This is a genomic window from Bacillus sp. SLBN-46 (assembly GCF_031453555.1).
Taxonomy (GTDB): Bacteria; Bacillota; Bacilli; order Bacillales; family Cytobacillaceae; genus Neobacillus.
In genome coordinates this window covers 3,635,890-3,662,616 of sequence record NZ_JAVIZM010000001.1, presented here as the reverse complement: position 1 = coordinate 3,662,616, position 26,727 = coordinate 3,635,890, and the positions used below count along the sequence as shown (strand labels likewise).

Below are 26,727 nucleotides of genomic sequence, written 5' to 3'. Positions count from 1 at the left end.
GTACGCTGAAGTAGCATCAATGAAGCATATTCAGTCGTGCTGAGCTATTGGGACTTAATATATATTCCTTTATAGGAATGTAATTTATTATACTCAGTTAATCAAAAAAGGTCAATACATACGTTAGTGAATGGAGAGGTCTCTGTCCATGTCAGGTTGTTTGACAGCCTTTTCGCGGAAAATAATCCATACGATTAAACTTAGCAATATCAACAATCCCTCTAACGATAAGATATACCAAGGGTAGGGGCCAAGCACATCCAGCAAGCTTGCACTATCAGGTTTATGGCTTAGGAACATATAATTCCCGTAAACTACCTTATTGATGAACATAATAATAGGCAGCAACACATTTAGGAACACAAACAGTTTTACCACTGACCAGATCGTCGGGTGATACCCTAGTACCCAAGTAAAATATAAAGGCACCCAAATAATCATTAAATGCGTATAAAAGAAATGAAAGAAACGAAAATGTGGAAAGTCATAATTTAATAATGGTGTAAGTAATGCCTGTGACGCCCCTAGTAAGGCAGTAAATAGTAAAATCTCATAGATTACTTTTAACCGTGTAAGCAGCAATATGATGGTTAACATCAAGCTGATGCTACACAACTCAAGAGGAATGGCATGACTGACATTCCAGCTTCCATTTATGATCATCCAAAAATGATAAGTGGCTTCCATTATAATTAAAGAGATAGCCAAAACAATTTCAGCCTGCCGCATTTTCTTATTTTTCAGAGAATCTCTAAAAAGAAACATACATACTGAACCAATGATTAAAATAGCTAGTACGATAAAATGACTAGTCGAAAACATATCAAAGTCATAGTTTTTATTGCTCCGGCCAAACCACTCCATCATCCCACCGTCCCTTTTCCAAATTTTATCATGGTTTGATTTCAGAAATCGTCGAAAAACAGGAAATCGTAAAATTAATTTATGGAAATTGGTACTACTATCTATTAATTTGGCAAATATTCAACGAGTGCCTGACACTCCCGGTATGTGATATAATAATATGTCGAAAGAAATCGAAATGAATTTAACCGTGGAGGTCATTATGGCTGCTTATACGCCGATGATACAGCAATATTTAACCGTTAAGGCAGATTATCAAGATGCCTTTTTATTTTTTCGCTTAGGCGATTTTTACGAAATGTTCTTTGAGGATGCCATTAAAGCATCACAGGAGTTAGAGATTACCTTAACGAGTCGCGATGGAGGTAGTGAAGATCGAATCCCAATGTGTGGTGTCCCATACCATGCGGCTCCCAACTATATTGAACAGCTTATTTCAAAAGGCTATAAAGTAGCGATTTGTGAACAAATGGAAGACGCAAAACTAACCAAAGGGATGGTCCGACGGGAAGTCGTTCAGTTAATTACCCCAGGTACAGTAATGGATGGTAAGGGCTTGAATGATAAAGAAAATAACTATATTGCTTCAATTACTGCATTTGACGATCAAACCTACGGCTTTGCTTATAACGACATCTCAACTGGTGAAAGCCGAGTGACGCTGCTTACCAATTATTTTGAAGAAGTTCTAAACGAATTGGCGGTTTTAAGTGCCAAAGAAGTAGTCGTATCAAGTAGCTTTGACGGAGAGCTGCAAAAGAAAATGCGTGAGCGTGATGTGATGGCTATTTCCTTTGAGGATAATAGTTCGATAGATATGACTTTTTCTCATCTGCTTGAGGATTTAAATCAAGACAAATTAAAGCAAACGGCGGCTAGGCTATTTAACTATTTATATCGTTCCCAAAAAAGAAGCCTTGACCATCTTCAGCCGGTCACTACCTATCAAACTCATCAATTTATGAAAATTGATTACTATTCAAAGCGAAACCTTGAATTAACGGAAACGATTCGTTCCAAGGGGAAAAAAGGTTCCTTATTATGGTTACTCGATGAAACCATGACCGCTATGGGTGGTAGGATGTTAAAGCACTGGATTGACCGACCGTTAATTGACCAGGATGGAATTAAACAGCGTCAAACCATTGTTGAAGTTCTAATGAACCACTATTTTGAACGTCAAGAGCTTCGTGAGAAATTGAAGGAAGTCTATGATTTGGAACGTCTAGCCGGACGAGTAGCCTTTGGTAATGTCAATGCCCGTGATTTGGTGCAGTTGAAGCGTTCTTTAATGCAGGTGCCTTTCTTAAAACAAACCCTACAAGCGATGCAGGATGAACAGGTAAATCAATTGGCAGAAAGTCTTGATCCTTGTGAAGAGGTATCAGATTTATTAGAGCGAGCCATTGTTGAAAATCCACCTCTTTCTTTAAAAGAAGGAAATATGATTTCGGATGGGTATAATGAGCAGCTAGATCAATATCGATATGCCAGCAGGAACGGTAAGACCTGGATCGCTCAGCTAGAGCGTGAGGAACGAGATAAAACAGGCATTAAATCGTTGAAGGTTGGTTATAACCGGGTGTTTGGCTATTATATTGAAGTCACACGGGCAAACCTGCATCTTTTAAAAGAAGGGCAGTATGAGCGGAAGCAAACTCTAACGAATGCAGAACGATTTATTACCCCGGAATTAAAAGAGAAAGAAGCGTTAATTTTACAGGCAGAAGAAAAATGCGGTGAGTTGGAATATGAATTGTTTACTGAAATTCGCGAGATGGTGAAGGAACAAATTCCACGTTTACAAGCTTTAGCGAAGATCGTTAGTGAATTAGATGTTCTCCAGTGCTTTGCTCAGGTTAGTGAAGAGCGCCGATATGTGAAACCAGAGTTTTCGACCGAGCGCCGTGTCGTGATTAAAGAAGGGCGTCATCCAGTGGTTGAGAAGGTATTAAACGCCCAGGAGTATGTGCCAAACGACTGCTATATGGACAGCGAACGTGAAGTATTGTTAATCACAGGTCCAAATATGTCTGGTAAAAGTACGTACATGCGCCAAATTGCCCTGACCTCCATTTTAGCTCAGATTGGCTGCTATGTTCCGGCTTCCCAAGCTGTGTTGCCGATTTTTGATCAAGTATTCACTCGTATTGGTGCAGCCGATGATTTAATTTCCGGTCAGAGTACCTTCATGGTGGAAATGCTTGAGGCAAAAAATGCGATAGCGAACGCCACACAAAACAGCTTAATTTTATTTGATGAAATTGGCCGTGGAACCTCTACTTACGATGGTATGGCGTTAGCACAGGCGATTATTGAATACATTCATGAGCGGATTGGTGCCAAAACTTTATTTTCAACCCATTATCATGAGCTAACGGTTTTAGAAGAAGAACTAACCAAGCTCAAAAACATTCACGTTAGTGCGATTGAACATAATGGCAAGGTTGTTTTCCTTCATAAAATTAAAGAAGGTCCGGCAGATAAGAGTTACGGAATTCATGTCGCACAGCTGGCAGAACTCCCTGCAGAACTAATCAACCGGGCAAATGAAATCTTAACAGCGCTTGAGCAGTCTGATGTTCAGGCTGTCCCAGCTAAAAAACCAGCTATAATAGAAGAAATACAGGCAGAGAAGCCTGCACAGCTATCGTTCTTTGACGAACCAAAAGAGCCGAAGAAGCATGAACCTTCTCCAAAAGAAAAACGAGTGTTAGATAAAATAAAAGAATTAGATTTGTTAGATGTGACACCGTTACAGGCCATTAACATGCTGTACGATTTGCAGAAAAAATTAAAAGGCTAAAGAAAAGGAGGCGAACTGTATGGGGAAGATTATTCAATTAGATGACGCCCTATCCAATAAGATTGCGGCGGGAGAAGTAGTCGAACGCCCCGCCTCTGTTGTAAAAGAGCTTGTGGAAAATGCGATTGATGCCGGAAGTACTGTGATTGAAATTGAGGTAGAAGAAGCAGGACTGGCAAAGATTCGTATTACCGATAATGGTCATGGGATTGATGAAGAGGACGTATTAATTGCTTTTCAACGTCATGCCACCAGTAAAATTAAAAATGAAAATGATCTATTTCGTATCCGTACGCTTGGATTCCGTGGGGAAGCTTTGCCAAGTATCGCTTCCGTTTCACGGCTTGAAATGAAGACCTCGACTGGTGAGGGTGCCGGAAACCGAGTAGTTATTGAGGGCGGCAAGGTTGAAGTGTTTGAAAAAACGTCGAGTAGACGGGGAACGGACCTCATCATTACCGATTTATTTTTCAATACGCCTGCACGGCTTAAATATATGAAAACCATTCATACAGAGCTCGGTAATATTACAGATGTGGTTAACCGTCTTGCTCTATCTCATCCAGAGGTAGCCTTCCGTTTGATCCATAATGAAAGGAAACTGCTACAAACGAACGGAAACGGTGATGTTCGTCAAGTGCTGGCTTCCATTTATGGATTAGCCATCGCCAAGCAGTTAGTACCTATTTCAGGTACCTCACTCGATTACAAGATTAGTGGATTTGCTTCGATGCCGGAGGTTACAAGGGCATCGAGAAACTATATCTCAACGATGATTAATGGACGGTTTATTAAAAACTATCCGTTGGCGAAAGCCATTCAGGAGGGCTATCATACCCTACTTCCGATTGGACGATTTCCGATTGTCCTATTGAACATAGAGATGGACCCATTGCTTGTCGATGTGAATGTCCATCCTTCAAAAATGGAGGTCCGCATAAGTAAGGAAGCGGAGTTAAATGAACTGGTAACATCGATGATTAAAGAGGCGTTCAAATCTAAGATCTTAATTCCAACAGCCTACACGCCTGTTAAGAAAGAAGTACCGAAGTCTGAGCAAACAGCTTTCGTGTTGGATGAAGGAACAATACTAGAAAGTGAACCGATGAATGTTCAAAAGCAGTGGAGTGCTCCAATTGAAAGGGTCACTGAGTCACAGCCGATGGAAGCAAGTAATTTTACCAAAGAACTGATCCAAACTGAGAGAATTGGTGAATCATTAGGGTGGGAGTCGGTTAACCCATTCTCTAATGGATATGTGAATTCACATACGAGTAATACGGTGGAGGAAACAGAAGACGAGATTCAGGAAACACATTTTTCGAATGAGGTTACCTTTGAAGATAACGAAAGTTCTACTGAAAATCATCCATCAGCAAGCCGTGTGCCACGCTTATATCCAATCGGGCAAATGCACGGTACCTACATTTTTGCTCAAAATGAAAATGGATTGTATATCATTGACCAGCACGCGGCACAGGAACGGCTGAAATATGAATACTTCCGTGAAAAGGTGGGACAGGTGGAACCGGAATTGCAGGAAATGCTCGTTCCGCTAACCTTTGAGTATTCAACCGATGAATATATGAAGATTATGGAGCATCAACAGGAGTTGGAAAAAGTGGGGGTTTTTCTTGAGGAATTTGGGATGAATAGCTTTATCGTCCGTTCTCATCCTCAGTGGCTGCCTAAAGGGGAAGAAAAACAAATCATTGAAGACATGATTGAACAGCTTTTATCGATGAAGAAGGTAGACATTAAAAAGCTACGTGAAGAAGCAGCGATTATGATGAGCTGTAAAGCTTCGATTAAAGCCAATCGTCATTTACGGAATGATGAAATCCAAGCCCTGCTCGATGACCTGAGAAAAGCATCAGATCCATTTACCTGCCCGCATGGAAGACCAATTATTGTCCATTATTCGGTTTATGAGATGGAAAAAATGTTTAAACGGGTTATGTAATGGTGAAAAGAACATTCCTTTATGGGGGTGTTCTTTTTTTAGAGGTGGGATTGCTATCAAGATGAATGGAATTCTACACAAATTCATGATAATTCTACACAAAAACGGAGGAATTCTACACAAATTCATAATAATTCTACACAAATTCATAATAATTCTACACAAAATCAGAGGAATTCTACAAAATTTCAAGTTTTTCTACAAAGTATGGATTAAATTTCCATATTAACAACAATAGACCGCAGGACAAGTCCCACAGCCTATTGCAAAAAAAGCTTATCTAATCGCTGCTTGCAGCTTACTCATATACTGAAGAGCTTTACCTGTTCCAATTACAACACATTCAAGTGGATCTGAAGAAAGCTGTACAGGAACAACGATTTCCTTGCTTAACCATTCCTCCATACCATTTAACAGTGAGCCACCGCCAGTTAAAATTACGCCACGGTCAACAATATCACCACTAAGTTCGGCAGGGCAGTCTTCAAGTGTCGCACGGATAGCTTCTAAAATATGAAGAAGAGCCTCTTTTAGAGCATTTTGAACCTGATAGGATGAAAGATTAATAGTTTTTGGTAAACCCGAAACCAAGTCACGTCCGCGGATATCCATGAAGCGCTCTTCATGATCAACAAGGGCATAACCAATTTCCATTTTAATTCGTTCTGCTGTTCTTTCACCAATTAGAACATTGTATTCCTTGCGAACAAATTGAATGATATCATCATCGAGACGGTCACCGCCGACCTTAATCGAATGACAGGCAACCACACCGCCAAACGAAATAATGGCAACCTCAGTATTACCACCGCCGATATCGACAACCACGTTTGCAACAGGTTCATCTACAGGCATTCCTGCTCCAATCGCTGCCGCAACAGGTTCTTCAATAAGTGAGATTTTCTTGGCTCCAGCATTTCGAACGGCATCCTGGATTGCTCGGCGTTCTACACTTGTAGACCCAGATGGAATACAAACCACTACATTCGGTTTACGGAAACCGTAGCCCATTTTTTTAGTAGCCTTACGCATCACATGCTTAAGCATGTCAGTAGTGACGTCAAAGTCAGCAATAACGCCATCCTTTAAAGGACGGATGGTCACGACTTTTTCTGGTGTCTTACCTATCATCTCTTTTGCCTCAAGCCCAACTGCTACCACATTTTTCGTTTCTGTATCTATGGCCACAACGGAGGGCTCATTAAGTACAATTCCTTTGTTTTTACTATAAACCAATATATTAGCTGTTCCTAAATCAATACCTATATCAAAATTAGAAAGCATATTTTCACCTTATTCCTTAGTTTTATTCAAAAATAAACTACGATTAAGCCTACCATGAATTTGGGGGTAAAATGCTGTTTGTAAATAAACCGTTATCCATTTGTAAAGTTACAAGAAGTATCTTTCATCTTTGGAAGAAATTTGGATATGATAATTTCATAATCAAAAACGCATAAAAAAGGTTTTTTTTGTTAATACTTATTTGATGTTCAACTGCTTTTTAAAATTGTGTTACGATGTAAGAGTGAAAGCAGAAAAATGAAACCTGTTTTCATTGAAAATGAAATAAGGCAGTGTGAAAATATTGAATGCGAAACAAAATGTACTGGTAATCATCGGTCCAACCGCTGTAGGAAAAACAAAGTTGAGTATTGAAATGGCGAAACGGTATAATGGTGAAATTATCAGTGGGGATTCGATGCAAATCTATCGTGGAATGGACATTGGAACTGCGAAAATAACAAATGAGGAAATAGAAGACATTCCTCACCATCTTATTGATATTAAGGAGCCCTTTGAAAGTTTTTCCGTTGCTGAATTTCAAGAACTGGTAAGGGCTAAAATAGCTGAGATTGCTAAAAAGGGGAAACTTCCGATTATTGTTGGAGGAACCGGCCTATACATTCAGTCAGTCATCTATGATTATCAATTTTCCGATGTTTCGGGAGATGAAGCCTATCGTCTTCAGTTGGAGGAAAGAGTAAAAGAAATAGGAAATGAAGCACTTTACCAAGAATTGAAGGAGATAGATCCCGGAAGTGCTGCGCAAATCCATCCCAATAATGTAAGACGGGTCATTCGAGCGCTGGAAATTTATCACTTGACCGGGAAAACGATGCAAGAATACCAAAGTCAGCAGCAACCAGATTTGTTGTACAATACAGCAATAGTGGGCTTAACTATGGATCGGGACCAGCTGTATGAACGCATTAATTTACGGGTAGATATGATGATGGATGAAGGTCTCCTACCGGAAGTAAAAGCCTTATATCAACAGGGGCTGCGCGAATGTCAATCCATTCAAGCCATTGGATACAAAGAAATATATGAATATCTTGATGGGAAAGTCACACTCGATGAAGCAGTAGAAAATTTAAAGCAAAATTCCCGAAGGTATGCGAAAAGGCAATTGACTTGGTTTCGTAACAAAATGAAGGTAGAATGGTTTGATGTAAGTAATGTGAATAATTTCTCAAAAAAAATAGCCGAAATTTCACAATATGTTGAAGGAAAGCTACAAGTAAAATCGAATACATATTAAGTAGAGAAAAAGAGGAGGATATACAAATGAAAACGACAATCAATATTCAGGACCAATTTTTAAATCAATGCCGTAAGGACAATATGCATGTTACGGTGTTCTTATTAAATGGGTTTCAATTAAGAGGACAAATTAAGGGCTTTGATAATTTTACCGTTTTGTTTGAATCAGAAGGTAAGCAGCAGTTAGTATTTAAGCATGCAATCTCAACTTTTGCGCCACAAAGAAATGTACAGTTGGATTTAGAAAACCAACAATAACTTATTTTCTCAAAATAGAGTCCATATACGGGCTCTTTTTGTTTTTTCAGGCATAAAGAGAAAAACTTTTTTAATGAAAGCGATTGGTCGTGAATACACATAGAAATGAAGGATTATGCTTTCCTTGTAGATAAAGTGATCCGAATTTATGACAAATAAATTCAAAGTAGTCATAGCTACTTTAAGTATACTGTCTGCAGAATGAGAGGTGAAAGCTTTGGATCAACCATTTCGCATGAAAAGTAACGGCCAAATAAGCGTTGTCCTCAATTCACAAAAGAAAAAAATGTTAACAAAAGAGGCGCCAGAATTCCAAGTTGTTCCAAAGATCATTCCCCCTGAGCACACGGCTTTAAAGGAAATAGAAGAGGAGCTAGTGGCTTTGGTTGGTATGGAAGAAATGAAGCGAATGATAAAAGAAATTTATGCGTGGATTTATGTGAACAAGAAAAGGGAAGAAATGGGGCTGAAAGCTAGAAAACAAGCTCTCCATATGATGTTCAAAGGGAATCCGGGAACCGGAAAAACAACCGTTGCGAGGCTGATTGGAAAGCTTTTTCAAAAAATGTCTGTTCTTACAAAGGGACATTTAATCGAGGCAGAACGAGCGGACCTTGTAGGAGAGTATATCGGGCATACAGCTCAAAAGACAAGAGATTTAATTAAGAAGGCACAAGGTGGAATTTTGTTTATTGATGAAGCCTATTCCTTAGGGCGTGGAGGGGAAAAGGATTTTGGTAAGGAAGCCATCGATACGCTAGTGAAGCATATGGAGGATAAACAGCATGAGTTTATTCTTATTCTTGCCGGATATTCCAGAGAAATGGATTATTTTCTGACGCTAAACCCTGGTCTTCACTCGCGTTTTCCTTTAGTAATTGATTTCCCTGACTACAATATCAACCAATTGATGGAAATTGCGGGAAGAATGTTAGAAGAACGGGAATACAATCTAAGTCACGAGGCCGAGAAAAAATTAAGGGATCATCTTATTTGGGTAAAGTCTGTCCTAAACCCCAATAGTTTTTCAAATGGGAGATATGTTCGCAATGTCATAGAGAAATCTGTTCGCGCCCAAGCAATGAGGCTACTGATGCTAAATAGCTATGACAGACACGAATTAATGACTCTAAGAAGTAATGATCTGGTATTTGATGAAGATTAATAAAAAAATCGGCGGAATGTAGACTCCGTCGATTTTTTTATGTCCAGCTCCAGCGCTTTTCTTTTTAATGGGTACCAAGTCTACGAGTTGGTAATTTCCAATCGTAGGTATAGGAAAAAACACGTAAAATGGTAATAAGGCCAAATAAGGTATACAACTCCCATGAATCCACTGCTAGTTTAAGACCAATTATAAGTCCTGCAAGGATTGCCCAAACCGCATAAATTTCTGAGCGAAGAACAATTGGTTTTCTACCGGCCAATAAATCACGGATAATTCCGCCACCAATACCGGTTAATACAGCAGCTACAATTACGGCGCTAAGCGGATGATTCATTTTTGCAGCATAGATGGCCCCTTGAATAGCAAAGGCAGATAGACCGATGGCATCAAAAAAGTTTCCCCATTTTTGCCAATGCCTAAGTAAATTGCTTGGAAATAAGAAGACCGCGGTAATGGATAGCAAGGCAATTTGAAAAAATAAACCTTGTTCCCATAAGGCAGATACAGGTACGCCAATTAACAGATTTCGAATGGCCCCTCCTCCGAAAGCGGTAACAATTCCTAAAATATAAACGCCTAAAATATCGTATTCCTCTTCCATGGCCACAATGGCTCCACTAATAGCGAAGGCAATGGTGCCAATCATACTCAAAACTTCCCATGTCATTGTGCTTCGATTTCTCCCTGATGTCTATTTTTAAGAAAATCATCATGTTAATAGTAAAATAAAGTGAAAGCAAACATTAAAATTTTATCATGATAAGAGAAAATTACAATAAGTTTTTTAATATCTGAAATGTAAGGGAAAATTAGAGTATGCAAGCGTTTTTTGTTATGATGAATGGTAGAGCCTTTTAGGGAAGGAAGGATGCCTTGTGGAACAAAAGGAAACAAAGGAAAAAGTGATTCTCGTTGGCTGTCAAACAAATAAAGACGAGGATTCACGGTTTCAATATTCTATGGAAGAATTAGCGGCATTAACGGAAACTGCTCAAGGTGAAGTGCTCGTCTCAGTTGTTCAAAAACGGGACCGCATTCATTCGGCTACATATATTGGCAAAGGAAAAGTAGAAGAACTTAATGCATTAGTTGAGGAACTTGAAGCAGATGTAGTGATCTTTAATGATGAACTATCACCGAGTCAAAAAAGAAACCTTGGGGCAGAAATAGAAGCTCGGATTATTGATCGAACACAGCTCATTTTAGATATCTTTGCACAACGGGCTCGTTCCAAAGAAGGGAAATTACAAGTAGAACTTGCCCAGCTGCAGTACCTTCTTCCGCGTCTAGCAGGTCAAGGGACCGCATTATCACGTTTGGGTGCAGGGATTGGAACAAGAGGACCCGGTGAAACAAAACTGGAATCAGACCGCCGTCATATTCGCCGAAGAATTGACGATATCAAAGGTCAGCTTTCTGTTATCGTTCAGCACCGCGATCGGTACCGTGAAAGAAGAAAGAAGAATAAAACCTTTCAGGTGGCGATTGTTGGTTATACCAATGCGGGGAAATCAACATTGTTTAATCGCTTATCCGAGGCGGAATCGTACGAGGAGAATCAATTATTCGCTACGCTTGATCCAATGACCAGAAAATTAATTTTACCAAGTGGATTCTTAGCATTAATTACGGATACGGTAGGTTTTATTCAGGATCTGCCAACCACCCTTATCGCGGCATTCCGTTCCACTCTTGAAGAAGTAAAGGAAGCAGACCTGCTTCTCCATGTGGTTGATATGTCCAATCCGGATTATTTTCAGCATGAAAAAACAGTAAAAAAACTGCTGGATGATTTAGATATTAAAGATATCCCGCAACTGACCGTTTATAATAAAAAGGATATTCAACATCCTGACTTCGTTCCAACGGCCAATACACCGACTGCTTTTATAAGTGCTTTTAATCAAGAAGATCGTCAGCACTTAAAACAGAGAATTGAGAAGATGGTGGTGGAACGAATGGAACCTTACGAGGTGGAGGTACCTTCAACAGAAGGAAAGCTGCTTTCTCAATTGAAAAATGAGACGATTTTAAGAGAGCTATCCTTTAATGAAGAAAACCAATTGTACCGGTGCAAAGGGTACTCACTTCAGGACCATCAAATCACCGGACAATTGCAGAAATTTCAACAATAGATAGGAGTAACAACATGTTTCAACAGTTAAAAAGTGGGGAAAAGCTTCAGCCGATTGTTAAAAGAGTGGAACAACAAATTGCTGAGGTACATAAACAAATTGATGAACGAATTGAAACGAATCAATTTGCTGTATTAAGAAGCTTCCAAAAACATCGGGTCGGTGATTCGCATTTTATCCCATCGACAGGCTACGGATACGATGATATCGGCAGAGATACCCTTGAATTAGTGTATGCGGATGTTTTTGGCGGTGAAGCCGGGCTTGTTCGCCCACAAATTATTTCAGGCACGCATGCGATTTCGATTGCTCTATTTGGTGTTCTCCGTCCAGGCGATGAACTCCTTTATATAACCGGCAAACCATATGATACGTTAGAAGAAATCGTTGGGCTTCGCGGAAATGGAGTAGGGTCATTAAAAGAATTTGGAATTTCCTATGATAGCGTGGCACTAACTGATGAGGGTGGAATGGATTGGGCGACCATTGCCGATAAAATCAAACCGAATACTAAAATGATCGGCATTCAGCGCTCAAAAGGGTATGCAACAAGACCGTCATTTACTGTTGCGGAAATCGGGGAAATGATTCGTTTTGTAAAAGAAATTAAACCGGATGTTGTTGTATTTGTTGACAACTGTTATGGGGAGTTCGTCGAGGAAATGGAACCTTGCCATGTCGGAGCGGACCTGATGGCTGGGTCACTTATTAAGAATCCTGGCGGCGGGATTGTGAAGACGGGCGGCTATATTGTCGGGAAAAAACAATGGGTGGAGGCATGTTCTTATCGAATGACCTCACCTGGTATTGGAGCAGAGGCCGGCGCTTCTCTTTATAGCCTTCAAGAAATGTACCAAGGGTTCTTCCTTGCCCCGCATGTTGTGGGTCAAGCGTTGAAGGGGGCGGTTTTTACTGCTGCGATGTTAGAGGAGCTAGGTATGAATTCTTCACCGAAGTGGAATGCAAACAGGACAGACTTAATTCAATCTGTTCAGTTTGACGACCGTGATAAAATGGTTGCTTTCTGCCAGGCAATCCAATTTGCTTCACCAATTAATTCTTATGTAACACCGTACCCAAGCTATATGCCAGGATATGAGAATGATGTCATTATGGCGGCGGGGACATTTATCCAAGGTGCTAGTATAGAATTAACAGCAGATGGCCCTATCAGACCACCATATGTGGCATATGTTCAAGGGGGATTAACGTATGCCCATGTGAAGATGGCCGTATGTCTTGCCGTTGACCATTTAATTGAAAAAGGATTAATTGAATTAAATTAGGGGAAAATAGGACAGCGGTTAGTTGTCCTATTTCATTTTGAAAAAACCATGTAAGAAAACCTTACATATCATTGACAATAAATCTAACACGAAATATAATAGCAATATGATATAACAAAAGGGAGGAGAAATTTGGTGAGTGGAAAGGAAATTCGCCGTTCCATGCCACTGTTTCCCATCGGAACTGTCATGCAGCTAACGGAGCTTACAGCTAGGCAAATCCGCTATTATGAAGAGCACCAATTGATTTCTCCAGCAAGAACCGAGGGAAACAGGCGTCTGTTTAGCCTTAACGATATTGATAGGCTTCTAGAAATCAAGGATCTAATTGATCAGGGAGTCAACATGGCGGGAATTAAACAACTCTTTGCGGTTAAACAGCAGCAAGCAGAAACACTAGAAAAGCAAACTGAAAAAGTTAAACGAGAGCTTACAGATGACCAACTTAGAAAGCTACTCCGCAACGAAATGATTCATTCAGGAAGAAACAATCGATCCACATTGCGTCATGGCGATATGTCTCGGTTCTTCCATTAAAATCTACTAATTTCTTTTTAAAAAAATTGGGGGTATTAAAATGGCAAAGTATTCAAGAGAAGATATTCAACGACTGGCAAAAGAAGAAAACGTGAAATTTATCCGTCTTCAATTTACGGATATTCTTGGAACCATTAAAAACGTGGAGATTCCAATAAGCCAATTAGAAAAAGCACTTGATAACAAAATGATGTTTGATGGTTCATCTATCGAAGGTTTTGTACGTATTGAAGAATCTGATATGTTGCTTTATCCAGATTTAAGTACTTGGGTTGTTTTCCCTTGGACAGCTGAAAAAGGAAAAGTAGCTCGTTTAATCTGTGACATCTATACTCCAGAAGGAAAACCTTTCGAAGGTGACCCACGAAATAACTTAAGAAGAGTATTAAAGGAAATGGAAGAGTTAGGATTCACTAACTTCAACCTAGGACCAGAACCAGAATTCTTCTTATTTAAATTAGACCAAAATGGTGAACCAACATTAGAATTAAACGACCAAGGTGGCTATTTCGACTTAGCTCCAACAGATTTAGGTGAAAACTGCCGTCGTGATATCGTTCTTGAGCTTGAAGAAATGGGCTTTGAAATCGAAGCATCACACCATGAAGTAGCTCCAGGACAACACGAAATCGACTTTAAATATGCTGATGCATTAACAGCATGTGACCAAATCCAAACATTCAAGCTTGTAGTTAAAACAATTGCACGTAAGCATGGTTTACACGCGACTTTCATGCCTAAGCCATTATTCGGTGTAAATGGATCAGGAATGCACATGAACTTATCATTATTTACAAATGGTCAAAATGCATTCTACGAGCCAACTGGTGATCTAGAAATGAGCGATACAGCTCGTCAATTTATTGCGGGTATCCTGAAGCACGCACCAAGCTTTACAGCTGTAACTAATCCAACTGTAAACTCTTATAAGCGTCTTGTTCCTGGCTACGAAGCACCTTGTTATGTAGCGTGGTCTGCAAGAAACCGTTCACCATTAATTCGTATTCCAGCATCACGTGGATTAAGTACTCGCGTAGAAGTACGTAGCGTTGACCCGGCTGCAAACCCATACCTAGCGATGGCCGTGCTTCTAAAAGCTGGTCTTGACGGAATTAAAAATAAATTGACTCCTCCAGCTCCAGTAGACCGTAACATCTATGTTATGAGCAAGGAAGAAAGAATTGAAGAAGGTATCATTGATCTTCCAGCAACACTAGCTCAAGCACTAGATCAATTAAAGTCTAACGAAGTAATTGTATCTGGTCTTGGAGAGCACATCTTCGAACACTTTGTAGAAGCAAAAGAAATTGAATGGGATATGTTCCGTACAGTCGTTCACCAATGGGAACGTGATCAGTACATGAGCATGTACTAAAAATAAAAAACCTTAGCGCCTTAATGGCTGCTAAGGTTTTTTATTATCCTAGATCATAAAGATGTTATTTCTCACCTTCTTGGTTTAACACTTTAAATCTATTTAGGACTGTATCACCGCCAATGCCAGCAATGATTGAAAAAATAATGATTTCTACCAATGAATTTGGTGCTGTGTACAAAACGAGGAGAAGAGAGGCGACCGCGCCTAGAAGCAATTCTTCTAGAAAACCCAGATAAATGAACTTTTTTGTTTTCCTGGGCATGATGATTTTACCGTGTTTCCGAACATGTCCAACAACCCCAACCAATCCACCAATTGTTACAGAGAAAATAATGTCCCATAACACTGTTTCTCACACTCCTTAAGCCGTTTATTTTTTTGGACCTAAGGTAAATCTTGGTGTATTACTATTATATTAAAGTACTGTACTAATATCATGAGTAAATATACTGAATTTTCAATATATTAAACATAATAATGTATTTTATTGAAATTTTTCCCAATATATTGAACAAAAAGAGCTGCACCAAGTTGGTGACAGCTCTTTTGTTTTAATGGATATGACGGTAAACACCTATTACTTTTCCTAAAATGGAGACATTCCGTAGAATAATAGGTTCCATTGTAGAATTTTCTGGCTGCAAACGAATGTAATCCTTTTCTTTAAAAAATCTTTTACAAGTTGCTTCGTCTTCCTCTGTCATGGCTACAACAATATCACCATTATTAGCTGTTGGCTGTTGTTTTACAATGACATAGTCTCCGTCAAGAATCCCTGCTTCTATCATACTTTCACCCATAATTTCTAGCATAAATACATGTTCATCAGCTGGTGCCATGCTTTCTGGAAGCGGGAAGTACTCCTCAACATTTTCGATCGCTGTAATTGGTAAGCCTGCAGTAACTTTCCCAACTACTGGTACGTTGACAACTTTATTTCTCGGAATATGTGCAGCTTCGTCCGCTTCTAATATCTCAATGGCTCTTGGCTTTGTAGGATCCCGTCTAATAAGGCCTTTGCTTTCAAGTCTTGCTAAGTGACCGTGAACAGTAGAGCTGGATGCAAGTCCAACAGCTTCGCCGATTTCTCTAACAGAAGGAGGATAACCTTTACTCTTGACCTCTTCTTTAATGAAATCCAAGATATCCTGCTGCCGCTTTGATATTTTTACCATAAAATGCACCTCGCCTGGTTAATGTTGTCTTTATTATAGCATGTTCGCCTTTTTTATACAAACATAAGTTCGAAAATGAAGTTGACAACAAACAAATGTTCGTACTATAATAAAAATAACAAAAGAGAACATATATTCTATTAGAGGTGTAATCATATGAAAAAATTATGGAACCAATACTCCTATGCCATTACTCTTATTCTGTTAAGCTGTTCAATTGCTATCATTCTATCCTTCCAGTATCATTCAAATGAAGAGGATCAGTTTATAAAGGTAACAATCTCTGAAGGGGATTCCTTATGGAAAATCTCTGACCAATATTCTACACAGCATTCGTTAACGAATAAAGAATTTGTAGGATGGGTTAAAAAACATAACAAAATTGTAAATGATCAAATCTTTCCTGGGGAAGAAATTATCATCCCTGTCAGTAGAGAAGACTCTTCCTCCACAACGGAACTAGCAAGTGCTCCGGGAAACTAGTTAGGTAATATATATGAAAGCAATTATTTATTGTCGTGTTAGCACAAATAAAGAAACCCAGGAAACCTCATTGGAACGTCAGGAAGAAGAATTAATTCAATTGGCGAAACAACATCAATTCGAAATTGATACGATTATTAAAGAACAAGCGAGTGGCTATGATTTTGATCGTGAGGGCATACTACAGGTATTAGATCGAATAAAAGATAAACAGGTTCATGCTTTGTTAATTCAGGATGAAACACGTCTTGGGCGAGGTAATGCAAAGATTGCTCTCCTTCATTGCATTTTAAAGGAAAACATAAAGATGTATTGCATATCCCATAATGGCGAATTACAACTATCTGAATCTGACTCAATGGTTCTACAGATTGTCAGTATGGTGGAGGAATACCAACGAAAGCTTCATAACGGAAAAATTAAGCGTGGAATGAAACGAGCGGTTGATCGAGGCTATCAACCTCAACATAACTTAAGAAATCTCGGAGAATCTTCAGGCAGGGATAAAATTGAAGTTCCTATTGAAGAAATTGTTAGGATGAGAAATAATAACATGACTTTTGCAGAAATTGCCGCAACGCTTAGAGGCTTAGGTTATCTTATTTCTAAAGCTACAATACATAGGAGATACCAGGAATTTATAGAATCAAAAGTTGAGTAGACCTTTTGCCTTGTCAGAAGGTCTTATTTTTAGTAAAATCAGATGTCAGACGACTAATTGAAAGGAAGGTTCTTAATGCTATCAAAAGAAAAAATGGCTAGGATTAATGAGTTGGCCAGAAAATCGAAATCGACAGGATTAACGGAACTAGAAGCAAAAGAGCAATCTAAACTACGAAGCGAGTATTTAGCAACTTTCCGTTCTAGTATGCTTGATACTTTAACAAATACAAAGTTCATCGACCCGGAAGGTAAAGATGTAACACCTGAGAAAATTAAAGCTAGAAAGAAAAATACACTTCATTAATAAATCGGAATACATTTTGTATTCCCTTTTACATATACAAACAATTAATGTGTCAAAATAAGAAACAAAATGCCTTTTGGCTCTTATTTAAATGCTTTTTGTTGAATTAAAAACATCGGCAATATAATATTAATGATGTATTTAGTATCCTAGTGATTAAGAAAGGATGTAATTCATGTTTAATACTATTGATGATTTATCTGTTACTTCAATCCGAACGCTTGCCATTGACGCTATCGAGAAAGCAAACTCTGGCCATCCTGGTATGCCGATGGGTGCGGCACCAATGACTTATACATTATGGACACGTTTCATGAATCATAACCCAAAAAACCCTAAATGGTTTAACCGCGACCGATTTGTTTTATCTGCAGGTCATGGTTCAGCATTGTTATACAGCATGCTTCATTTATCCGGTTACAGTTTATCAATGGATGATCTAAAACAATTCCGTCAGTGGGGTAGTAAGACTCCTGGACATCCAGAGTATGGACATACTGAAGGTGTGGAAGCAACAACAGGTCCACTAGGTCAGGGAATCGCTATGGCAGTGGGTATGGCAATGGCGGAGCGCCATGTAGCAAGTGTATACAATAAAGAAAATTATGAATTAGTCAACCACTTTACATATAGTATTTGCGGTGATGGGGATTTAATGGAAGGTGTATCAGCTGAGGCTGCCTCTCTTGCTGGTCACTTAAAGTTAGGTAGATTGGTTGTTCTTTATGATTCTAATGATATTTCCCTTGATGGTGACTTAGATAAATCATTCTCTGAGAGTGTTAAGGACCGTTTCCTTTCATACGGATGGCAATATCTTCGTGTAGAAGATGGTAATAACCTTGAGGAAATTGCAAAAGCACTTGAAGAATCAAGAAATGATTTAGACCGTCCAACCATGATTGAAGTAAGAACGGTAATTGGTTATGGTTCACCAAACCGCGCTGGTACTTCTGGTGTTCATGGATCACCACTGGGTGCTAATGAGCTAAAGCTTACTAAAGAGGCTTATAAATGGACTTTTGAAGAAGATTTCCATGTTCCACAGGAAGTATATGAAAACTTCCAAAAGCTTATCGTTGAAACTGGCGAGAAGAAGGAAAAAGAATGGAACGATCTTTTTGCACAATATAAGAAAGAATATCCTGAACTAGCTGCTCAATTGGAGCAGGCATTAAACAATGAATTACCTGCTGGTTGGGACAAGGATATCCCTGTTTACAGTGAAGGAAAGAGCTTAGCAAGCCGTGCATCTTCTGGAGAGGTGTTAAATGCGATTGCGAAAAACCTTCCTATCTTCATCGGTGGTTCCGCAGACCTTGCAGGATCTAACAAAACGATGATTAAAGGCTCAAAAGATTATATGCCTGGTTCCTATGAGGGCCGTAATTTCTGGTTCGGTGTCCGTGAATTTGCAATGGGTGCTGCGATGAACGGTATAACTCTTCATGGTGGCGTAAAAGTATTTGGTGGAACATTCTTCGTTTTCTCTGATTACTTACGTCCAGCTATTCGTTTAGCTGCATTAATGGGTCTACCTGTAACCTATGTATTTACTCATGACAGTATTGCAGTAGGAGAAGATGGACCAACTCATGAACCAGTAGAACAGCTTGCAGCATTACGTGCTATGCCAGGATTATCCATCATTCGTCCAGCAGATGGAAACGAAACAGCTGCAGCATGGAAGTTAGCTGTTGAATCCACAAATAAGCCAACTGCACTTGTTCTAACTCGTCAAGATCTACCTACATTAAAAGGTACGGATACAAATGCATATGAGGGAGTTTCTAAAGGTGCCTATGTAGTTTCTCCATCTGAAAGAGAAACTCCAGATGCTTTATTATTGGCAACGGGTTCTGAAGTAAGCCTTGCTGTTGAAGCACAACAAGCATTAGCAGGCGAAGGAATTCATGTGTCTGTAGTAAGCATGCCTTCATGGGATCGTTTTGAACAGCAATCTCAGGAATACAAAGATTCCGTTCTTCCAAAGAACGTGAAAAAACGTCTTGGTATTGAAGTAGGTTCATCCTTTGGATGGCACAAATATACTGGTGACGAAGGCGATGTGCTGGCAATCGATATGTTCGGAGCTTCTGCACCAGGTGAAAAGATTATGGAAGAATACGGCTTTACAGTAAGCAATGTTGTTGCCCGTGTGAAGGCAATGTTACAAAAATAAACAACAAATGTCAGGGACAGCTTTTAGCTGTTCCTTTTTTTGTGACAATTTTTCGAAAAAAATACTTTTCCAAAGGAAATTTCATATTTTCTATCGAATTCATAGTAGATTTGTTAAGAAATCTGTTAATCGACAAAAGTAGTGGAAGTTTTTGCCGCAGTAAGACAAATGATTCGTTTGTGTTTTTTTATAATAGAAAAAAGGGGAATCAACGAAGGAGAGAACCGTAGTGAGAAAATATCAGCTATATTTAATAGAAGATGAATTTGCGGCCCATTACTTCGGAAGAGAGCGACTATTTTTTCAGCTTTTTCAGGAACATCAACATGCAGTTGGCGAGCTAAAATTTATAACTAAAAAACAAATTTCATATATCACAAAAAGAGTAGAAGTCTTAAAAATTCACCAGTTAATCCAGAAGCAGCTTGGAAAAATTAAGGGGTTTAAGGCTGACCATGGTGCATACACGATTGAATTGAGCGGAAAACTAAGTACAGCAAAGGTTGAAGTGTTTCAGGATTTGATAACAGTAGAAGCACAAGGAAGCTATGAAGCAGAAACGGCTTTTTTTGAAGTGCTTAGAAAATGTGAATCATCCTTTTTAGCTATTGACCTTGAACATCAACGATATGGTTGGTTAAAGCCAATTAAAGAAAGAAAATTTATCTAATTGAAACGAGATATTGTCTTATCTCGTTTTATTTAGTACACTGTATGATAGACAACATGAAGGAGGAAGTTTAATGGGTATGTACATTCTAGTAGGTATACTAGCATTAGTAGCTGGTGTAGCACTAGGATTTTTCATTGCTCGGAAGTATATGATGAGCTATTTAAAGAAAAATCCGCCAATTAATGAACAAATGTTAAAAATGATGATGATGCAAATGGGTATGAAGCCTTCTCAGAAGAAGATCAACCAAATGATGTCAGCTATGAACAAGCAACAATCAAAATAATTGGACAAGCATATCTAAACCACTTTTTTCGGTCGGAAACGAAACCGGAAAGGTGGTTTTTTATTTTTTACAGTAGCAGGAACCACCTACTATCATGTCTAACTATTTATTTAGGGATAGGAGGTGGGACAGCTATGAGTCAGAAAGTCATTGAAGGTTTAGATAACGTGGTAGTTGGTAAAAATGAATGCTTATTTTGTAAAAATGATATTCAATATGTAGCGATTGTAAGAGGAGATAACGATTTAGAGGAATTAAAAAAACAGTATCCTTTTTGTGAGTTCACTGATCAAGTATTACCTTTAAACAAGAAAGTGGTTAATAATGTCCTAAATAAAGAAACTCAACAAATGTTGATCTCGAAGTAATCGTTCGATGTCCAAAATGTAATGCCAACAACAGATTCACCAGTTATCTAAAGTTAAGAAAATGGGTAAAAGAATAATTCTTATTTTAGCAATTCCTTTTGGGATTGCTTTTTTTACGGAAAATGCAAATTTACAAAATGTTTATTATTTTATAAATATTTGATAAAATAGAAACCTCGGGAATAAACTTCGTTTCCCGTAATATCACTTTTTATTTATAGAAGGTGTTTTACTTTTAAGGGTCTTGGGGGCGGTTGAATGAAAGTATTTTTAAATTTAGGCTGGTTTTTTAGACAAGAGAAGAAATCATACATCTCAGGAATTATCTTATTAATGCTTGTCGCAGTACTGCAATTAGTGCCGCCAAAAATTATTGGAATTGTAGCTGACCATATCAATGAGGGGACAATGACAAAAGGGATCCTTCTTCAGTGGGTGCTGGTCCTTATCGCGGTTGGGGTCTCTATGTATGTCTTACGTTATTACTGGAGAATTAGAATTTTCGGTTCAGCGGTCAAACTAAGTAAAATTTTAAGAAATCGTTTGTATCAGCATTTTACTAAAATGTCTCCGTCCTTTTATCAAAAAAACCGCATTGGGGATCTTATGGCACATGCAACGAATGATCTTTCAGCTATCCAGCAAACCGCAGGAGCGGGGGTGCTGACCTTGGTCGATTCCCTTTCAACAGGAGGCTTCGTTATTATTGCCATGGCCTTTACGATCAGCTGGAAATTAACCTTAATCTGTTTACTTCCCATGCCCTTCATGGCGATGTTAACTAGCTGGTTTGGATCGATGTTACATAAAAGCTTTTATAAAGCTCAAGAAGCGTTCTCTTCCTTAAACGATAAAACCCAGGAAAGCATCACTGGGATCAAAGTCATTAAGACGTTTGGCCAGGAACAGGAAGATATAGAGGATTTTCGCAAGCAATCAGAAGATGTAGTGCAAAAAAATATTGTTGTGGCCAAGATCGATTCACTCTATGACCCGACCATTAGCATTATTGTCGGCATTTCCTTCTTCCTCTCGATTGCCTTTGGTGCGAAGTATGTTCTAAATGGAGAGTTAACGATTGGAGAATTAATTTCTTTTACTACATACCTGGGATTATTGGTTTGGCCTATGCTTGCGTTTGGCTGGTTGTTTAACATCGTGGAACGCGGCCGTGCTTCCTATGATCGTGTGGCAGCATTACTGAATGAAAAGGTAGAGATAACCGATTCCGAAGTAGCATTGGATGTCATGCCATATGGGGATATTCAATATAAAATTGATGAATTTACGTATCCGGGGGAAATAAGACCTATTCTGAAAGATGTATTCATTTCCCTAGCTTCAGGGGAGACACTCGGTATTGTTGGGAAAACAGGATCAGGTAAAACGACTCTGTTAAAGCTGCTGATTAGAGAGTTTGAAGGCTATAAGGGGGATATTCTGTTTGGTGGAGAAAAGTTAGCAAAGTATAAACTGGAAAGCTTACGTGAGGCGATTGGATATGTCCCGCAGGATCATTTCCTATTTTCAGCAACGGTCGCAGAAAATATTGCCTTTACAAATCCATCAGCAACAGAGAAAGAAGTCCAGAGGGCAGCAAAATTAGCCAATATTCATGAAGATATTCTTCAATTTACGGATGGGTATCAAACCATTGTTGGTGAACGCGGCGTGTCTTTATCAGGAGGACAAAAACAAAGGATTTCGATTGCGCGTGCTCTATTAATGAATCCAGAGGTTTTGGTGCTTGACGATTCACTGTCAGCAGTCGATGCAAAGACAGAGGAAGCGATTCTCACATCGTTAAGAGAGAATCGTGAGGGGAAAACCACCATTATTACTTCACACCGCTTAAGTGCTATTCAACATGCCAATCTTATTATTGTTATGGATGAGGGAAGCATTATCGAAAGAGGTACGCATGAGGAACTGATGAAGATTGACGGTTGGTACAAGGAAATGTATTTACGCCAGCAACTAGAAGAGCTGGTTGAGCATGGAGGGCACTAGAATGGATGAGAAATTACAACTATCAGAACGTGAACAAAGGAAAATCTTATTTCGCCTTCTATCCTACACCAGACCACATAAAAAAATAATCGGGCTTGCTTTTGTTTTATTACTATTAACCACCATTGGAGATATTGTTCTTCCTATTTTAGTGAAAATTTTTATCGATGATTATTTGACACCAGGGAGGCTTGTGTATCAACCATTACTGGTTCTTGGTTCAGTGTACATGGGCATTCAAGTGGTCAAAGCGATTCTATTATTTTTCCAATTTGTAAAATTCCAAGAGATTGCCTTATATATTATCCAGCAGCTTCGCATTGATGTGTTTTCTAAGGTACAATCACTTGGCTTAAGATACTTTGATAAAACGCCTGCAGGGAGCATTGTATCAAGAGTGACGAATGATACAGAAGCGATTAAGGATATGTTTGTTACTGTTCTAGCGACCTTTATCCAGAGTGGATTTTTGCTTACAGGAATATTCATTGCCATGTTTATATTAAATGTAAAACTTGCCTTAATGTGTGTCATTATTCTTCCTATATTACTATTTGTCATGAACTTATATAGAAAATTAAGCTCGCGTTTCTACCTTGATATGCGTGAACGACTCAGCCAATTGAATGCTAAGTTAAGTGAATCTCTGCAGGGGATGTCGATTATCCAAGTATTTCGTCAGGAAAAACGTCTTCGTAACGAGTTCGGTGAAATTAATGAGAAGCACTACAATGCAGGGATGAAAAACATTAAGATTGATGGTTTGCTATTACGACCAGCTATTGATTTGATTTATATATTTGCCTTAATCCTTGTCTTAAGCTATTTCGGGATTTCTTCCTTTCAGCATAGTGTGGAAATAGGGGTCATCTATGCGTTTATCAATTATTTGGACCGTTTCTTTGAACCGGTTAATCAAATGATGATGAGGCTCTCCTTGTATCAACAAGCCATTGTGGCTGGTTCACGAGTGTTTAAATTATTAGATGAGGAAGATCTAGCTCCTGTCCAAAATGAAGAGAAGACCCTATCGATTGAAGAAGGAAAGATTGAGTTTAAGAATCTAAGCTTTTCCTATGATGGAAAAAGAGATGTCTTAAAGGATATTACCTTTACTGCAAATCCAGGTGAAACGGTCGCTCTTGTTGGGCATACAGGAAGCGGAAAGAGTTCTATTATTAATCTAATGATGCGATTCTATGAATTTGAACGTGGTGAAATTTTGATTGATGGAGCCTCGATTCGTGAGTTTACCAAACCTGAGTTAAGGGAGAAGATGGGACTTGTATTACAGGATCCGTTTTTGTTTTATGGGACGGTAAAGGATAATATTCGTCTTCATAATGAAGGGATGACGGAGGAACAAGTCGAAGAAGCGGCAAGGTTTGTTCAGGCACATACCTTTATCGAAAAGCTGGATGATGGATATAGTCATAAAGTGGTGGAAAGAGGCTCTACTTTTTCAAGCGGCCAACGGCAGTTAATTGCATTTGCCAGGACCATCGCCGCCAATCCGAAGATATTGGTTCTAGATGAAGCAACAGCTAATATTGATACGGAAACAGAAGAAGCCATACAAACGGCTTTGGCGAAGATGCGAAAAGGTCGTACCACTATCGCCATTGCCCACCGGTTATCAACCATTCAGGATGCCGATTTAATCCTGGTCCTTCATCAGGGGGAAATCGTAGAACGTGGTACACATCAAGAGCTATTAGCTTTGGGTGGTTTGTATCACAAGATGTTCCTACTGCAAAATGGGGGAGTAGAACGTTTAGAGGATGTCGTAAATTAATAGAAAAAGCCTGGCGATTGACTGCCAGGCTTTTTCTTGTATTTTTTAGTTGGAGCTTGTCTTTAGCAAGCCGATGATGGAACTTTTTTTATAAATACTTTATTATATTCATTTAAAAGATGATCAAGTTCCTGACTATAGCGAATTGCAACGGAGGAAGTCAAGCCGTTCGTAATCGCGACTTGAATTAATTCAGCACGTTTTTTTTCAATTAGGGTAATTAATTCTTGTTTAACCACGGCCGATGTCCTTTCCGGAGTAACTCCTAGTTTTTGGTGGTAGTTGAATACAAGTCTACTAAAAATGACATTGTTTTACTAGTATAACCTATAATGTAAATTACTTCAAAGAGATTTGTAAATAAATATCCAACATTTTAGGTGCTAGTTGGAAAAAAGTAAATAGATTTTAAAGTGGGGATTTAGAGACACAAAATATTCATGTTTAATCATTATCATTTGGTGAAGAGATTTGTTAGAATGAAGAAGTATCGACTATAGTGGGAGTGTTAATATGTCTGATGTAAATGTATTTTTAGCCCTAGGGGCCGGATTTTTGAGTTTTATTTCACCTTGTTGTTTACCGCTTTATCCTGCATTTTTGTCTTATATCACGGGCATGTCTGTTGGGGAATTAAAAACTGAAAATGCTATGCTTCAAAAGCGAAGTCTTCTACATACTATATTTTTCCTTTTAGGGTTTTCAGCTATTTTCATAGCGATTGGTTTCGGTACTTCTTTTATCGGCCGCTTTTTCTATGAATACAAAGATTTAATTCGTCAGCTTGGCGGAATTTTTATTGTCTTATTTGGACTGATGATTGTTGGTGTGTTTAAACCGGAATTTTTGATGAAAGACCGGAAGTTAGAATTTAAAAATCGACCTTCTGGGTTTATTGGTTCCGTTTTAATTGGAATGGCTTTTGCAGCTGGATGGACGCCATGTACAGGTCCGATTCTATCGTCTGTTATTCTTCTTGCAGGATCGAATCCTGGATCAGGTGTTTTATATATGACAGCCTACTCACTAGGATTTGCCATCCCATTTTTAATTTTATCGTTCTTTGTTGGAAGGATGCAATGGATTCGCAAAAACAGCGGCAGGATTGTAAAAATCGGTGGGTATATTATGATTCTCATGGGTGTAATCCTTTTCTTTGACTGGATGACAAAAATTATTATTGTTTTCCAAAGCATGTTTGGCGGCTTTACTGGATTCTAAGTGATTTGTAAAAGTTACCTAATGTAGTTCAAAAATGGATACTGATACAGTGAAATATTTTTTTCATTATCTAACATTTAAGATATAATGGGTAAGTAAATAATTAGATAAAGGAAGATTGAACCCAATGAACTACGTTGTTGTTTCTTCAATCGGTGCAGTCTTTATGGGCTTTTTTGTACTTTTTGTTCGTATGAAAGCCGCAAAGAAACCTGCAAATGTAAAAAAGATTATTCTACCGCCTGTTTTCATGTCCAGTGGGGCCTTGATGTATGTGGTACCAGAGTTTCGATTAACCCCAATGGAGATTTTAGAGGCCGTAATCGTCGGGATGCTCTTTTCTATTTTACTCATCAAGACCTCGAAATTTGAGGTGCGTGACAATGATATTTATTTAAAACGGTCCAAGGCATTTGTTTTTATACTAGTCGGCTTGTTAGTCGTCCGCCTCGTAGCTAAATCAATCTTAAGCAGCACGATTGATTTTGGCCAGCTAAGTGGAATGTTCTTTCTGCTAGCGTTCAGCATGATTGTCCCTTGGCGTATCGCGATGTATCGATCTTATATGAAACTATATAATGGGTTACAGAAAAATTAAACTAGTAAAACACTGATCCGCTTTTGG

Annotated in this window: 26 protein-coding genes; 20 read left to right on the top strand and 6 right to left on the bottom strand. The window is 38.8% G+C overall.

Annotated elements, in window-relative coordinates; translation table 11 throughout:
- Nucleotides 1–123: 123 nt before the first annotated feature.
- Entirely contained in the window at nucleotides 124–867 is a 744-nt protein-coding gene (locus QFZ87_RS18665) for a YwaF family protein (RefSeq protein ID WP_309864574.1), read from the bottom strand.
- A 199-nt stretch (nucleotides 868–1,066) separates the two neighbouring features.
- On the opposite strand from QFZ87_RS18665, the gene mutS reads away from it, so the two are divergent.
- Both mutS and mutL read left to right on the top strand, forming a co-directional pair.
- Nucleotides 1,067–3,670, top strand: a complete 2,604-nt coding sequence (mutS, locus tag QFZ87_RS18660) for a DNA mismatch repair protein MutS (protein ID WP_309867975.1) — start codon at nucleotides 1,067–1,069, stop codon at nucleotides 3,668–3,670.
- 19 nt (nucleotides 3,671–3,689) lie between these two features.
- On the top strand, nucleotides 3,690–5,633 hold the full coding sequence (gene mutL, locus QFZ87_RS18655) for a DNA mismatch repair endonuclease MutL (RefSeq protein WP_309864571.1): 1,944 nt from the start codon (nucleotides 3,690–3,692) through the stop codon (nucleotides 5,631–5,633).
- Nucleotides 5,634–5,909: 276 nt separating this feature from the next.
- Here the strand turns inward: mutL and mreBH are convergent, their stop codons facing one another.
- A complete protein-coding gene (gene mreBH, locus QFZ87_RS18650; RefSeq protein WP_309864568.1) occupies nucleotides 5,910–6,917 on the bottom strand; it encodes a rod-share determining protein MreBH in 1,008 nt (335 codons plus the stop codon).
- A gap of 304 nt (nucleotides 6,918–7,221) precedes the next feature.
- Here mreBH and miaA point away from each other — a divergent pair, with 304 nt between their 5' ends.
- The 3 genes from miaA to spoVK all read left to right on the top strand — a co-directional run bounded on the left by miaA (nucleotide 7,222) and on the right by spoVK (nucleotide 9,603).
- The gene (miaA, locus tag QFZ87_RS18645) at nucleotides 7,222–8,178 is read left to right on the top strand and encodes a tRNA (adenosine(37)-N6)-dimethylallyltransferase MiaA (protein WP_309864565.1); all 957 of its coding nucleotides are present in this window, start codon (nucleotides 7,222–7,224) and stop codon (nucleotides 8,176–8,178) included.
- 26 nt (nucleotides 8,179–8,204) lie between these two features.
- Nucleotides 8,205–8,438, top strand: coding sequence for an RNA chaperone Hfq (gene hfq / locus QFZ87_RS18640; protein ID WP_308080092.1), 234 nt, complete (start codon nucleotides 8,205–8,207; stop codon nucleotides 8,436–8,438).
- Between the two features lie 217 nt (nucleotides 8,439–8,655).
- Nucleotides 8,656–9,603: a stage V sporulation protein K gene (gene spoVK / locus QFZ87_RS18635; protein WP_309864559.1), complete on the top strand. Its 948-nt coding sequence runs from the start codon at nucleotides 8,656–8,658 to the stop codon at nucleotides 9,601–9,603.
- 64 nt (nucleotides 9,604–9,667) lie between these two features.
- On the opposite strand, the gene QFZ87_RS18630 is transcribed toward spoVK, so the two are convergent.
- Nucleotides 9,668–10,273 (bottom strand): trimeric intracellular cation channel family protein, encoded by a 606-nt coding sequence (locus QFZ87_RS18630; protein WP_309864556.1) that lies wholly within the window; start codon nucleotides 10,271–10,273, stop codon nucleotides 9,668–9,670.
- Nucleotides 10,274–10,481: 208 nt separating this feature from the next.
- On the opposite strand from QFZ87_RS18630, the gene hflX reads away from it, so the two are divergent.
- The 4 genes from hflX (at nucleotide 10,482) to glnA (ending at nucleotide 14,939) form a co-directional block, all read left to right on the top strand.
- Nucleotides 10,482–11,741, top strand: a complete 1,260-nt coding sequence (hflX, locus tag QFZ87_RS18625; RefSeq protein WP_309864552.1) for a GTPase HflX — start codon at nucleotides 10,482–10,484, stop codon at nucleotides 11,739–11,741.
- Nucleotides 11,742–11,755: 14 nt separating this feature from the next.
- Nucleotides 11,756–13,027, top strand: coding sequence for a methionine gamma-lyase family protein (locus tag QFZ87_RS18620; protein WP_309864549.1), 1,272 nt, complete (start codon nucleotides 11,756–11,758; stop codon nucleotides 13,025–13,027).
- Between the two features lie 135 nt (nucleotides 13,028–13,162).
- Nucleotides 13,163–13,564: a MerR family transcriptional regulator gene (locus QFZ87_RS18615; protein ID WP_308080087.1), complete on the top strand. Its 402-nt coding sequence runs from the start codon at nucleotides 13,163–13,165 to the stop codon at nucleotides 13,562–13,564.
- 40 nt (nucleotides 13,565–13,604) lie between these two features.
- On the top strand, nucleotides 13,605–14,939 hold the full coding sequence (gene glnA, locus QFZ87_RS18610; RefSeq protein WP_308080086.1) for a type I glutamate--ammonia ligase: 1,335 nt from the start codon (nucleotides 13,605–13,607) through the stop codon (nucleotides 14,937–14,939).
- Between the two features lie 64 nt (nucleotides 14,940–15,003).
- Here the strand turns inward: glnA and QFZ87_RS18605 are convergent, their stop codons facing one another.
- Nucleotides 15,004–15,288, bottom strand: coding sequence for a DUF4257 domain-containing protein (locus QFZ87_RS18605; RefSeq protein WP_309864546.1), 285 nt, complete (start codon nucleotides 15,286–15,288; stop codon nucleotides 15,004–15,006).
- A gap of 205 nt (nucleotides 15,289–15,493) precedes the next feature.
- Nucleotides 15,494–16,117 (bottom strand): transcriptional repressor LexA, encoded by a 624-nt coding sequence (gene lexA, locus QFZ87_RS18600; protein ID WP_308080084.1) that lies wholly within the window; start codon nucleotides 16,115–16,117, stop codon nucleotides 15,494–15,496.
- Nucleotides 16,118–16,273: 156 nt separating this feature from the next.
- On the opposite strand from lexA, the gene yneA reads away from it, so the two are divergent.
- From yneA to QFZ87_RS18555, 9 genes are all read left to right on the top strand, one after another.
- On the top strand, nucleotides 16,274–16,600 hold the full coding sequence (yneA, locus tag QFZ87_RS18595) for a cell division suppressor protein YneA (RefSeq protein ID WP_309864544.1): 327 nt from the start codon (nucleotides 16,274–16,276) through the stop codon (nucleotides 16,598–16,600).
- Nucleotides 16,601–16,613: 13 nt separating this feature from the next.
- On the top strand, nucleotides 16,614–17,261 hold the full coding sequence (locus QFZ87_RS18590) for a YneB family resolvase-like protein (RefSeq protein ID WP_309864542.1): 648 nt from the start codon (nucleotides 16,614–16,616) through the stop codon (nucleotides 17,259–17,261).
- 75 nt (nucleotides 17,262–17,336) lie between these two features.
- Nucleotides 17,337–17,567, top strand: a complete 231-nt coding sequence (locus QFZ87_RS18585; RefSeq protein ID WP_309864540.1) for a DUF896 domain-containing protein — start codon at nucleotides 17,337–17,339, stop codon at nucleotides 17,565–17,567.
- A 175-nt stretch (nucleotides 17,568–17,742) separates the two neighbouring features.
- Nucleotides 17,743–19,749 carry a transketolase gene (gene tkt, locus QFZ87_RS18580; RefSeq protein ID WP_309864537.1) on the top strand — a complete coding sequence of 669 codons (2,007 nt, stop codon included), beginning with the start codon at nucleotides 17,743–17,745 and terminating at the stop codon, nucleotides 19,747–19,749.
- A gap of 229 nt (nucleotides 19,750–19,978) precedes the next feature.
- On the top strand, nucleotides 19,979–20,419 hold the full coding sequence (gene sirA, locus QFZ87_RS18575; RefSeq protein WP_308080078.1) for a sporulation inhibitor of replication protein SirA: 441 nt from the start codon (nucleotides 19,979–19,981) through the stop codon (nucleotides 20,417–20,419).
- Nucleotides 20,420–20,492: 73 nt separating this feature from the next.
- Nucleotides 20,493–20,708 carry a YneF family protein gene (locus tag QFZ87_RS18570; protein ID WP_307288731.1) on the top strand — a complete coding sequence of 72 codons (216 nt, stop codon included), beginning with the start codon at nucleotides 20,493–20,495 and terminating at the stop codon, nucleotides 20,706–20,708.
- A gap of 134 nt (nucleotides 20,709–20,842) precedes the next feature.
- Entirely contained in the window at nucleotides 20,843–21,076 is a 234-nt protein-coding gene (locus tag QFZ87_RS18565; RefSeq protein WP_309864529.1) for a hypothetical protein, read from the top strand.
- 258 nt (nucleotides 21,077–21,334) lie between these two features.
- The gene (locus QFZ87_RS18560) at nucleotides 21,335–23,086 is read left to right on the top strand and encodes an ABC transporter transmembrane domain-containing protein (RefSeq protein ID WP_309864527.1); all 1,752 of its coding nucleotides are present in this window, start codon (nucleotides 21,335–21,337) and stop codon (nucleotides 23,084–23,086) included.
- Nucleotide 23,087: 1 nt separating this feature from the next.
- A complete protein-coding gene (locus tag QFZ87_RS18555; RefSeq protein WP_309864524.1) occupies nucleotides 23,088–24,881 on the top strand; it encodes an ABC transporter ATP-binding protein in 1,794 nt (597 codons plus the stop codon).
- A 62-nt stretch (nucleotides 24,882–24,943) separates the two neighbouring features.
- Here QFZ87_RS18555 and QFZ87_RS18550 read toward each other — a convergent pair whose 3' ends face one another.
- The gene (locus QFZ87_RS18550; protein WP_309864522.1) at nucleotides 24,944–25,120 is read right to left on the bottom strand and encodes a Spo0E family sporulation regulatory protein-aspartic acid phosphatase; all 177 of its coding nucleotides are present in this window, start codon (nucleotides 25,118–25,120) and stop codon (nucleotides 24,944–24,946) included.
- A 274-nt stretch (nucleotides 25,121–25,394) separates the two neighbouring features.
- Between QFZ87_RS18550 and QFZ87_RS18545 the strand changes: the two genes are divergently transcribed.
- Complete coding sequence (locus QFZ87_RS18545) at nucleotides 25,395–26,102, top strand: cytochrome c biogenesis CcdA family protein (RefSeq protein WP_309864520.1); 708 nt, start codon at nucleotides 25,395–25,397, stop codon at nucleotides 26,100–26,102.
- A gap of 127 nt (nucleotides 26,103–26,229) precedes the next feature.
- Entirely contained in the window at nucleotides 26,230–26,700 is a 471-nt protein-coding gene (locus QFZ87_RS18540) for a CcdC family protein (protein WP_309864518.1), read from the top strand.
- Nucleotides 26,701–26,727: the final 27 nt, after the last annotated feature.

What these genes read in the sequence shown, in the direction of transcription:
- QFZ87_RS18665 (WP_309864574.1), bottom strand. Translation starts at nt 867, where the DNA reads ATGATGGAGTGGTTTGGCCGGAGCAATAAAAACTATGACTTTGATATG.
- mutS (WP_309867975.1), top strand. Translation starts at nt 1,067, where the DNA reads ATGGCTGCTTATACGCCGATGATACAGCAATATTTAACCGTTAAGGCA.
- mutL (WP_309864571.1), top strand. Translation starts at nt 3,690, where the DNA reads ATGGGGAAGATTATTCAATTAGATGACGCCCTATCCAATAAGATTGCG.
- mreBH (WP_309864568.1), bottom strand. Translation starts at nt 6,917, where the DNA reads ATGCTTTCTAATTTTGATATAGGTATTGATTTAGGAACAGCTAATATA.
- hfq (WP_308080092.1), top strand. Translation starts at nt 8,205, where the DNA reads ATGAAAACGACAATCAATATTCAGGACCAATTTTTAAATCAATGCCGT.
- QFZ87_RS18630 (WP_309864556.1), bottom strand. Translation starts at nt 10,273, where the DNA reads ATGACATGGGAAGTTTTGAGTATGATTGGCACCATTGCCTTCGCTATT.
- QFZ87_RS18620 (WP_309864549.1), top strand. Translation starts at nt 11,756, where the DNA reads ATGTTTCAACAGTTAAAAAGTGGGGAAAAGCTTCAGCCGATTGTTAAA.
- glnA (WP_308080086.1), top strand. Translation starts at nt 13,605, where the DNA reads ATGGCAAAGTATTCAAGAGAAGATATTCAACGACTGGCAAAAGAAGAA.
- lexA (WP_308080084.1), bottom strand. Translation starts at nt 16,117, where the DNA reads ATGGTAAAAATATCAAAGCGGCAGCAGGATATCTTGGATTTCATTAAA.
- yneA (WP_309864544.1), top strand. Translation starts at nt 16,274, where the DNA reads ATGAAAAAATTATGGAACCAATACTCCTATGCCATTACTCTTATTCTG.
- QFZ87_RS18590 (WP_309864542.1), top strand. Translation starts at nt 16,614, where the DNA reads ATGAAAGCAATTATTTATTGTCGTGTTAGCACAAATAAAGAAACCCAG.
- QFZ87_RS18585 (WP_309864540.1), top strand. Translation starts at nt 17,337, where the DNA reads ATGCTATCAAAAGAAAAAATGGCTAGGATTAATGAGTTGGCCAGAAAA.
- tkt (WP_309864537.1), top strand. Translation starts at nt 17,743, where the DNA reads ATGTTTAATACTATTGATGATTTATCTGTTACTTCAATCCGAACGCTT.
- QFZ87_RS18570 (WP_307288731.1), top strand. Translation starts at nt 20,493, where the DNA reads ATGGGTATGTACATTCTAGTAGGTATACTAGCATTAGTAGCTGGTGTA.
- QFZ87_RS18565 (WP_309864529.1), top strand. Translation starts at nt 20,843, where the DNA reads ATGAGTCAGAAAGTCATTGAAGGTTTAGATAACGTGGTAGTTGGTAAA.
- QFZ87_RS18560 (WP_309864527.1), top strand. Translation starts at nt 21,335, where the DNA reads ATGAAAGTATTTTTAAATTTAGGCTGGTTTTTTAGACAAGAGAAGAAA.
- QFZ87_RS18555 (WP_309864524.1), top strand. Translation starts at nt 23,088, where the DNA reads ATGGATGAGAAATTACAACTATCAGAACGTGAACAAAGGAAAATCTTA.
- QFZ87_RS18545 (WP_309864520.1), top strand. Translation starts at nt 25,395, where the DNA reads ATGTCTGATGTAAATGTATTTTTAGCCCTAGGGGCCGGATTTTTGAGT.
- QFZ87_RS18540 (WP_309864518.1), top strand. Translation starts at nt 26,230, where the DNA reads ATGAACTACGTTGTTGTTTCTTCAATCGGTGCAGTCTTTATGGGCTTT.